Origin of the sequence: Brevundimonas abyssalis TAR-001 (assembly GCF_000466985.1) — a bacterium.
In the GTDB taxonomy this organism is placed as follows: domain Bacteria; phylum Pseudomonadota; class Alphaproteobacteria; order Caulobacterales; family Caulobacteraceae; genus Brevundimonas; species Brevundimonas abyssalis.
This window is the reverse complement of sequence record NZ_BATC01000085.1, coordinates 1-8,728: the sequence shown is the minus strand read 5'-3', so window position 1 is coordinate 8,728 and position 8,728 is coordinate 1. Positions and strand designations below refer to the sequence as shown.

6 protein-coding genes, 1 pseudogene and 1 riboswitch are annotated in these 8,728 nt (G+C 71.1%); of the genes and pseudogenes, 4 read left to right on the top strand and 3 right to left on the bottom strand.

Translation table 11 applies throughout. From position 1 onward, the window contains the following. Nucleotides 1-28 precede the first annotated feature (28 nt). On the bottom strand, nt 29-1,216 hold the full coding sequence (gene metB / locus MBEBAB_RS14020) for a cystathionine gamma-synthase (protein ID WP_021698647.1): 1,188 nt from the start codon (nt 1,214-1,216) through the stop codon (nt 29-31). Further along, nucleotides 1,213-2,256, bottom strand: a complete 1,044-nt coding sequence (gene metX, locus MBEBAB_RS14015) for a homoserine O-succinyltransferase MetX (RefSeq protein WP_021698646.1) — start codon at nt 2,254-2,256, stop codon at nt 1,213-1,215. The genes metB and metX overlap by 4 nt, the downstream gene beginning before the upstream one ends. 78 nt (nt 2,257-2,334) lie before the next feature. After that, nucleotides 2,335-2,446, bottom strand: a riboswitch (SAM riboswitch). A gap of 193 nt (nt 2,447-2,639) precedes the next feature. On the opposite strand from metX, the gene MBEBAB_RS18160 reads away from it, so the two are divergent. The 3 genes and pseudogenes from MBEBAB_RS18160 to thrB all read left to right on the top strand — a co-directional run bounded on the left by MBEBAB_RS18160 (nt 2,640) and on the right by thrB (nt 5,549). Then, nucleotides 2,640-2,774, top strand: a complete 135-nt coding sequence (locus MBEBAB_RS18160) for a hypothetical protein (protein WP_021698645.1) — start codon at nt 2,640-2,642, stop codon at nt 2,772-2,774. A gap of 82 nt (nt 2,775-2,856) precedes the next feature. Further along, the gene (locus MBEBAB_RS14010; RefSeq protein ID WP_021698643.1) at nt 2,857-4,584 is read left to right on the top strand and encodes an amino acid kinase family protein; all 1,728 of its coding nucleotides are present in this window, start codon (nt 2,857-2,859) and stop codon (nt 4,582-4,584) included. Then, nucleotides 4,585-5,549: pseudogene (gene thrB, locus MBEBAB_RS14005) on the top strand (homoserine kinase). Here the strand turns inward: thrB and thrC are convergent. Continuing rightward, on the bottom strand, nt 5,546-6,928 hold the full coding sequence (gene thrC, locus MBEBAB_RS14000) for a threonine synthase (protein ID WP_306302042.1): 1,383 nt from the start codon (nt 6,926-6,928) through the stop codon (nt 5,546-5,548). The pseudogene thrB and the gene thrC sit on opposite strands and share 4 nt — an antisense overlap. A 195-nt stretch (nt 6,929-7,123) precedes the next feature. Between thrC and MBEBAB_RS13995 the strand changes: the two genes are divergently transcribed. Continuing rightward, complete coding sequence (locus MBEBAB_RS13995; RefSeq protein WP_021698640.1) at nt 7,124-8,650, top strand: leucyl aminopeptidase family protein; 1,527 nt, start codon at nt 7,124-7,126, stop codon at nt 8,648-8,650. Nucleotides 8,651-8,728: the final 78 nt, after the last annotated feature.

The following is an 8,728-nucleotide window of genomic DNA, read 5'->3' as shown; positions in this document are numbered from 1 at the left end:
CTTCGCCGGGATGAGCGGACGGGGTGGCTCACGCCGCCGCCCGCTCCGCGGTCGCCACCGACACCGCCTCAAGGGCCCGCGACAGGTCGGCGATCAGGTCGTCCTGATGCTCCAGCCCCACCGACAGGCGCAGCAGGCCCTCGGTGATGCCCGCGGTCTGGCGCGCCTCGGGGGTCATGGCCGCGTGGGTCATGGTGGCGGGATGGGCGATCAGGCTTTCGACGCCGCCCAGGGACTCGGCCAGGGTGAAGATCTCCAGCCCCTCGACCAGGGCGCGGACGGCGTCCACGTCGCCGTTCAGCTCGAACGCCAGCATGGCGCCGGGGCCGGTCTGCTGGCGCGCGGCCAGGGCGTGGCCGGGGTGGGATTTCAGGCCGGGCCAGTGCACCGCCTTCACCGCCGGATGGGCGTCCAGGAAGTGGGCCACGGCGCCGGCGGTGGCCTGCTGCCGCTCGATGCGGGCGAACAGGGTGCGCACCCCGCGCAGGGTCAGATAGGCGTCGAACGGCGAGCCCGTCACGCCGGTGCAGTTGGCCCACCAGCACAGGGCCTCGTGGTCCGCCGGGTCGGCCGCGATCACCGCCCCGCCGACCACGTCGGAGTGGCCGTTGATGTATTTGGTGGTGGAGTGGACCACGAAGTCGGCGCCCAGCTTGATGGGCTGTTGCAGGGCGGGCGACAGGAAGGTGTTGTCGGCCACCACCTTGGCCCCGGCGGCGTGGGCGCGGCGGCAGATGTCGGCCACGTCCACCACCCGCATCAGGGGGTTGGAGGGCGTCTCCACGAAGACCAGCTTGGGCTTCAGGGTCAGGGCCCGCTCCAGCGCCTCGGGGTCGCCCTGATCGACGAAGGCCACCTCGAAATGGCCCTTGCGGGCGCGGGCGCACAGCAGTCGGTGGGTGCCGCCGTAACAGTCGTGGGGCGCGATCAGCAGGTCGCCCGGCTCCAGCGAGCAGAAGGCCAGGTCCACCGCCGCCATGCCGGTGGAGACCACCACGGCGCCGGCGCCGCCTTCCAGCTCGGCCAGGGTCTCGGCCAGCACGTCGCGGGTCGGATTGCCCGAGCGGCTGTAGTCGTACTGCCGCTTCTGGTCGAACCCGGCGAAGGAGTAGTTGGACGACAGGTACAGCGGCGGCATGACCGAGCCGTGGGCCGAATCCTGGTCGACGCCGGTGCGCGCGGCGATGGTGCGGGGATCGGTGGGGCGGTGGGTCATTGGTCGATGTCTTTCAGGGCGGTGGTCAGCACGTCGGCGACGAAGGCGTCCTTGAGGAAGGCGTCATGGCCGTAGAGGGAGGGGGCCTCCACGAGGCGGAACAGGTTGGGCAGGCGGGCGGCCAGTTCGCGCATGTCGTCGATGGGCACGAGCCGGTCGCTGGTGAAGCCGATCAGGGTGGCGGGCGTGGTGATGGCCTCGGGCGTGACGGCATGGCGGTCGATGGAGTCCGACAGGGTCAGCCAGCGCGAGGCGGTCATCACCGCCGGATAGGCCCGACCCCGCGCGCCCAGATAGTCGCACACCGGATAGCGGCCGCCCGCGCGCTCCGGGGCGACGGTGTCGAAGCGGGCGTCCAGCTCCTCGGGCGTGCGGTAGGTGGTCATGGACAGCTCGCGGGCCAGCGCCACCCCGTCCTCGGGACGCCCGGCCTCGATCGCCAGCTGCAGGATGCGGCGCTGGACCCCGCGCCAGGCGGTGGCCAAGGGATGGGGACGGTGGGCGGCGGAGATCACCACCAGCTGGCCCAGACGCTCGGGGAAGCCTTCGGCGAAGGCCAGGCCCACCATGCCGCCGTAGGAGCAGCCCACGAAGGCGGCGGCGCGCGGCGCCTCCAGATGGTCCAGCAGCAGGGCCAGCAGCCGGGCCTGATCGCCGGTGGTGACCGTCAGGGGCGTGGCGGGCGCGGTGGGGCCGTCCGGGGCGAAGTCGAAGGCCAGCACCTGGAAGCGGTCCAGATCGATGGGGCCGCCCGCCGTCACCGCGCCGGACCACCAGCCCGAGCCGTTGGTCTCGGTGCGGTGCACGAACCGGCCGCTGGAGATGCCGCCGGCCACGATCACCAGCGGCGCGTCGGGGCGGCCCTGCAGGCGGGCGCGGATCACCGGATCGGTCAGGGCTTCGCCGGACGCCAGTCGGAAATCGGCGGGAATGGGAACGATGATGTCGCGCGCAGGCAGGATCGGCGCAAAGGACTTGCGCGCGGGACGACACACGGGGTCGGTGTCGAGGAACGTCTTTTCGGCCAGGGCGGTGGTCATTTGTCGGTCGTCTCGCAATCGTCCCGCTCATCGAGACTGCTGCTGACAGACCGTGGAACCCCTATGGAACGGGGCTTCCACTCATCTCTCGCGAACCCGAAGGCTCTCGCAGGAGTTGGCACCTTTCGGGCGAAAGCCCGAGGTTGCCCCGGCGTCAAAGGGCCTATCCCTCGACCGGTCTTGATGAGCCCGGAAATCCTGCGGAAAGCTCACACGTTCGTCAAGTGAAATAATCATCCCTATTTATGAGGTGTGTCCCGATGTCATGGAATGTTCATTGCGTATAGCGATACAACGGCGCACTATTTCACCAAATCGGGGTTGACGTCCGGCGGCTCATCGGTCAGGTTCGCCGCCAACCGAAGCTCGAAAGACCCCTCACGGTGTCCCACGTCACGACCCTGTCGATCGCCTCCATGACCGTCTCCGGACGTCAGGGCGGCCCCGTGTCCGGCGGCCTCGGTACGACCATTATGGCCACCACCACCACCATGCCCATTCGGGCGGGGAACGGTTAGCGCGCATCCGGCAAAGGTTCGCACAACCCACCACCCGCCCCGGTCGCCCGAGGCGGGTTTTCGCATTTCCGAGGTCCACACCATGTCCGTCGCCGTCCTTCTCAAACCCGAAGACAAACTCAAACCCGCGCCCCGGCCCGCCCTCGCCGGGGGCCGCGAGGTGGTGGTGCTGAAGTTCGGCAGCTCGGTGCTGCACGGACCGCAGGACACCCCGGCGGCGGCGTCCGAGATCTACGGCCATGTGCGTCAGGGCCGCCGCGTGGTGGCGGTGGTCTCGGCCTTCGGCGGCGAGACGGATCGTCTGCTGGGCCACGCCCGCGAGCTGGGCCTGCCCCACGAGAACCTGCTGGCCCCCGCCTATGTGGTGCAGGGCGAGGAGCAGGCGGCGGCCCTGACCGCCCTGGCCTGCGACCGGGTGGGTCTGGACGCGGTCGCCCTGACGGTGCGCGAGCTTGGCCTCGTGGCCGAGGGCGAGCCGGAGCACGCCCATCCCCGCTCGCTGGACGACGCGCGCCTGCGCCAGGCGCTGGAGGACCATGAGGTGGTGGTGGTCCCCGGTTTCGGCGCGGTGACGGGCGAGGGCCGGGTGGTGCTGCTGGGACGGGGCGGCACGGACCTGACCGCCGCCTTCCTCGCCGCCGAGCTGGGGCTGAAGACGGTGAGGCTGGTCAAGGATGTGGACGGCCTCTACGACCGCGACCCCAACAACGCCGACGGCGCCCTGCGCTATGACCGGGCGAGCTGGGAGACGGCGCGCCGGCTGGGCGGCTCGCTGGTCCAGCGCGACGCCATCGACCTGGGCCAGGCCCGGGGGGTGGAGATCGAGGTGGCCGCCCTTGGCCGCGCCGCCGCCACCGTGGTGGGCGACGCCGAGGATGCGCCCCATCCGGCCAAACCCTATCAGCCCGTTCGCGTGGCTGTGGCCGGCGCAGGCGTGGTGGGCGGCGGCCTGCTCAAGCGGCTGCTGAACGATCCGCGCTTCGAGGTGGTCAGCGTGCTGGTGCGCGATCCGGCCAAGCCGCGTGACTTCGCCTGTCCCGCCGAACTCTTCACCGCCGCGCAGGACGACCTTCTGGCCAGCAAGCCCCACGTGGTGCTGGAGGCCATGTCCGAGGGGCAGGCCGGGCACGACCTGATCCGCGCGGCGCTGGACAAGGGTCTGGACGTGGTCAGCGCCAACAAGCAGGCCATCAGCATCGACCCGGCCGGCCTCAACGATCTGGCCTGGGGCACCGGCGCGCGCTTGGCCTATTCGGCGGCGGTGGGCGGCGGATCTCCCATGATCGAGACCCTGCGTCTGGCCCGCGCGGCCGGGCCCGTGGCCGGGTTCGAGGCGGTGCTGAACGGCACGGTCAACTTCATGCTGGAGCGGCTGGCCGAGGGCGACGCCTTCGACGACGCCCTGTCGGCGGCGCGCGCGGCGGGCTTTGCGGAAGAGGATCCCTCGTCGGATCTGGAAGGTCTGGATTCCGCGGCCAAGGTGCGGCTGCTGGCCTATGAGGCCTTCGGCGAGGCGCCGCAGGACCTGCCGCTGGAAGCCCTGTCACCGGACGCGCCGCTGGGCCGCCGGGGGGTGCGCCAGATCGGCGCCTGCCACGCCAGGGGCGGCAAGCTGGAAGCCCGGGTGGCGCTGGAGTCCGACCTGGACCCGGTGTTCCACGACCTGAAAGGCGAGCGCAACGCGCTCAAGGTCTACGGTCAGGACGGCCGGGTCTGGACCTGCAAGGGACGCGGCGCGGGACGCTGGGCCACCGCCGAAAGCGTGCTGGCGGACCTTTCCGACATCGTGCGAATTCGCCAAGGTCTCTGAATGGCCGTCTTCACCCCCGTCACGCCGGATCAGGCCCGCGCCTTCATCGCGGATTACGGGCTCGGCGCGCTGAGCGAGATCGCGCCCATCGCCGAAGGGGTGGAGAACACCAACTACCGCATCGAGACGGCGGGCGGACGCCATGTGCTGACCCTGTTCGAGCGGCGCACCGACGCGGCGGGCCTGCCGTTCTGCCTGGGCCTGACCGACCATCTGGCGGACGCGGCTTCGCCGCGCCGAGGCCGGTGCGAGGCGCTTCCGGCGACTGGATCGGCCGGCTGAACGGACGGCCTGCGGCGGTGATCCAGTGGCTTCAGGGCGCCGGGCTGCACACGCCCACGGCGGTTCAGGCCACGGCGGGCGGGCGGCTGCTGGCGGACCTGCACCTGAAAGCGGCGGACTTCGCCGGGCGCCGCGCCAACCCCGTGGGCCCGGCCCAGTGGCGGCTGCTGGCCGAGAAATGCGATCACCGGGCGGCGGGCGACAGCCGACGGATGCTGGAGGCGCTGGTCGCCGAGCTGGACCGGCTGGAGCCGCTGCTGCCCGACGGCCTGCCGTCAGGGGCGATCCATGCGGACTATTTCCCCGACAATGTGCTGTACGAAGGCGACCGGCCCGGCGGGGTGATCGACTTCTATTTCGCCCATGTGGGCGCCTGGGTCTGGGATCTGGCCATCGCCCTGAACGCCTGGGGCTTTGACACCGAAGGACGCCCGGATGAGGCGGTGCTGTCTGCGTTCCTGCGCGGCTATGAGCAGGGGCGGCGGCTGGAGCGGGCGGAGGTCGAGGCCCTGCCGGTTCTGGGCGCGGCCTCGGCGGTGCGTTTCACCCTGACCCGGCTGCACGACCAGCTGTTCCACGATCCCGACTGGCTGGTGACGCCCAAGGATCCCGCGCCGTTCTTCGCGCGCATCGCCTTCCACCGCGCGGCGAGCCCGGCGGACTACGGACTGGCCCCGGCCTAGAGGGCCTTCACCGCATCCAGCGCCTGGTCCAGATCGGCATCGATGACGGTGAGGCGCTCCTTGCCGCCCGTGATGGCGGCCAGGGCGGGCGGGACCGGCGGCTCGAAGCCCAGCACCGGCGCGACGCTTTCGGGGAATTTGGCCGGATGGGCGGTGGACAGGGCGACCACCGGCCCGCCCTCGCGCGCCATGTCCCGCGCCGCCGCCAGGGCCACGGCGGTATGGGGGCAGATCACCCGGCCATAGGCCTTCCACGCATGGGCGATCTCGGCGCGGGTGCGATCCTCGTCGATGGACACGGCGGCTGCGTCGGCGCGCAGGGCGGCCAGCAGGTCGGGCGCCAGATCCACCGCGCCGTCGCGGGCGAAGGTCTCGAAAAATCCACGCGTGGCGTCAGCGTCGCGGCCTGTGGCCTCGAACAGCAAGCGCTCGAAATTGGAGGGCGCCTGCACGTCCATGCTGACGCTGGCGGTGGGATTGGCGGCGGTGCGCTCGTAACGGCCGTGGTTGAGGGCGCGGGCCAGGGCGTCGTTACGGTTGACTGCGGCGATCAGGGTCAGGGGAACCCCCATGGCGCGCGCGACCCAGCCGGCGAAGGCGTCGCCGAAATTGCCCGTGGGGACCACGAAGCGCGGCGTCACGTGCGGGGCGCCCAGGGCCGAGGCGGCGGCGACGTAATAGGGGACCTGACCCGCCAGCCGGCCCCAGTTGATGGAGTTGACCGAGCTGACCCGGCGGCCCTCGCGCAGGGTCTCGTCGGCCAGGATGGCCTTCACCAGCCGCTGGCAGTCGTCGAAGTCGCCGCGCACCGCCAAGTTCAGCACATTGGGTGCGTCCACGGTGGTCATCTGGCGACGCTGGACCGGCGAGACCCGGTCCAGCGGATGCAGCACGGCCAGATCCACGGACTCGGCTCCCGCGAAGGCGCGCACGGCGGCGGCGCCGGTGTCCCCGCTGGTGGCCGTCAGCAGAAGCAATCTCTGGCCCGTGCCTTCCAGAGCGGCGTCCGTCATGACCGCCATCATCTGCATGGCCAGGTCCTTGAAGGCGGCGGTGGGGCCGTGGAACAGCTCCAGCACCCACAGGTTCGGCTCCAACTGGACCAGCGGCGTGATCGCGGCGTGATGGAAGGTCCCGGTCAGGCGGTCGGCGGCGGCGCGCACCGCCGCAGGGGGCAGGGACTCGCCCGCGAACAGCCCAAGAATGTCGGCGGCCAGATCAACATAGGGACGGGCGGCGGCGGCGCGGAGGTCGCCCGCGCTCAGGGTCGGCCAGCGCGCGGGCATGTAGAGCCCGCCGTCGGGCGCCATGCCGCGCAGCAGCGCATCGCGGAAGGTGGTCGGGGCGGCCCCGCCCCGGGTGCTCACATAGTTCATCATCGACCCCATCCGTCGGCCGGACATGGAAGGCCGACGAAGCGATAAGCCTAGAAAATTCATGCGCTGAAGGCCACCTTCAATCCCTTCTCAGGGTGGAAAATTGCCATGCCGGCGAAAGCGATCGGGCATGCTTGCGGCGGGAAACCGGCCCGCTCATAGTGGCTCGCTGTTACAATATATCCTTGGGGAATCCGCATGCGCCGTCTCGCCGTCTTCACCGCCCTGGCCAGCCTTGTGGTGGCCGTGCCCGCCGCCCAGGCCGAGCGGCCCATCGCCTTCGCCGCCCAGCCCGCCGACCAGGGCGCGCTGGTGCTGTTGCTGGGCGCCGAGGGTGATCTTGCGCAGCGCGGCGCCGCCCTGGGAGACGCGGAGCGTGCAGCCGTAGCCCGGGCGCTGACGTCGGCGTCCTTCGGCTATGGCGTCCGCGACAGCCTGACCCTGCGGGGCATCGGCGACTGGAGCCAGATCGTGGTGGTCGGCGCGCCGGGCGACATCAGCGAAGCGGACCAGTTCACCCTGGGCGCGACCCTCGCCCGCGCCCTGTCGGGCGAGACCGGCGCGGTGTCGATCATGGCCGAGGGTCTTGATCCGGCCGTGACGGCGCGGGTGGCCACCGGCGCGGGCGTGTCGGCCTATCGCTTCGCCGGCTATGGCCGCCGCGCGGAACGCGCCGAGCCCTCGGCCCTGACCTTCATCGCTCCCGCGGCCCAGACCCTCTTCGACGCGCAGGGCATGGGCGTGATCAACGGCATGGCTCTGGCGCGGGACCTGTCCAACGAGCCGCCCAACGTCATCTACCCCGAGACCTTCGTGGAGCGGACGCGCGAAGCCTTCGCCGGGATTCGCGGCGTTCAGATCGAGGTGCTGGACGAGCGCCAGATGGAAGAGCTGGGCATGGGCGCCATCATTTCGGTCGGGCAGGGATCGGCGCGGCCGCCGCGCATGATGATCGTGCGCTATCGCGGCGCCGGGTCTGCAGACCAGCCCATCGTGCTGGCCGGCAAGGGCATCACCTTCGACTCGGGTGGGCTGAACATCAAGACCGGCGGCGGCATGGGCGCCATGAAGATGGACATGTCCGGCGCCGCCAGCGTCATGGGTGCGACCCTGGCGCTCGCCCAGCAGGGCGCGCCGGTGCATGTGGTGGCCATCGCCGCCCTGGCCGAGAACATGCCCGGGCCCAACGCCACACGGCCCAGCGATGTGGTCACGGCCATGAACGGGCTGTCCATCGAGATCGGCTCCACCGACGCGGAGGGCCGCATGGTCCTGGCGGACGCCCTGTCCTACGCCGAAGCGCGGCTGGACCCGGCCGCCATCGTGGATGTGGCCACCCTGACGGGGTCGGTCGGCGGCGCCCTGGGCAGCGACTATGCGGGCCTGTTCAGCCGTCACGACGCCCTGGCCGATCAACTGATCGCGGCGGGGCGCTCGGCCGACGAGCCCCTGTGGCGCCTGCCGCTGCACCCGACCTATCAGGGGCGTCTGTCCTCCAATGTGGCAGACCTTCGCAACACCGGGTCGGGCGGACCCGGCGCGGGAACGGGCGCCCATTTCGTCGGCGCCTTCGTTGATCCCGAGACGCCCTGGGCGCATCTGGACATCGCGGGCGTGGCCTGGGACGGCTCCGGCGCCTCGGTGGGCTATTCGGTGCGTCTGCTGGAGACGTTTGTACGCAACTGGACGCCGGTGCCGCACGGCGTCGGCGAGGGCGGGCGCTAGACCGAAATCGGTCCAGCATATTGCGAGAGCCTGATTCACGGCATCGGCGGAATCGCGAAGCGATTCCGCCTCAACCGA

What these genes read in the sequence shown, in the direction of transcription:
- metB (WP_021698647.1), bottom strand. Translation starts at nt 1,216, where the DNA reads ATGACCCACCGCCCCACCGATCCCCGCACCATCGCCGCGCGCACCGGC.
- metX (WP_021698646.1), bottom strand. Translation starts at nt 2,256, where the DNA reads ATGACCACCGCCCTGGCCGAAAAGACGTTCCTCGACACCGACCCCGTG.
- MBEBAB_RS14010 (WP_021698643.1), top strand. Translation starts at nt 2,857, where the DNA reads ATGTCCGTCGCCGTCCTTCTCAAACCCGAAGACAAACTCAAACCCGCG.
- thrC (WP_306302042.1), bottom strand. Translation starts at nt 6,928, where the DNA reads ATGATGAACTATGTGAGCACCCGGGGCGGGGCCGCCCCGACCACCTTC.
- MBEBAB_RS13995 (WP_021698640.1), top strand. Translation starts at nt 7,124, where the DNA reads ATGCGCCGTCTCGCCGTCTTCACCGCCCTGGCCAGCCTTGTGGTGGCC.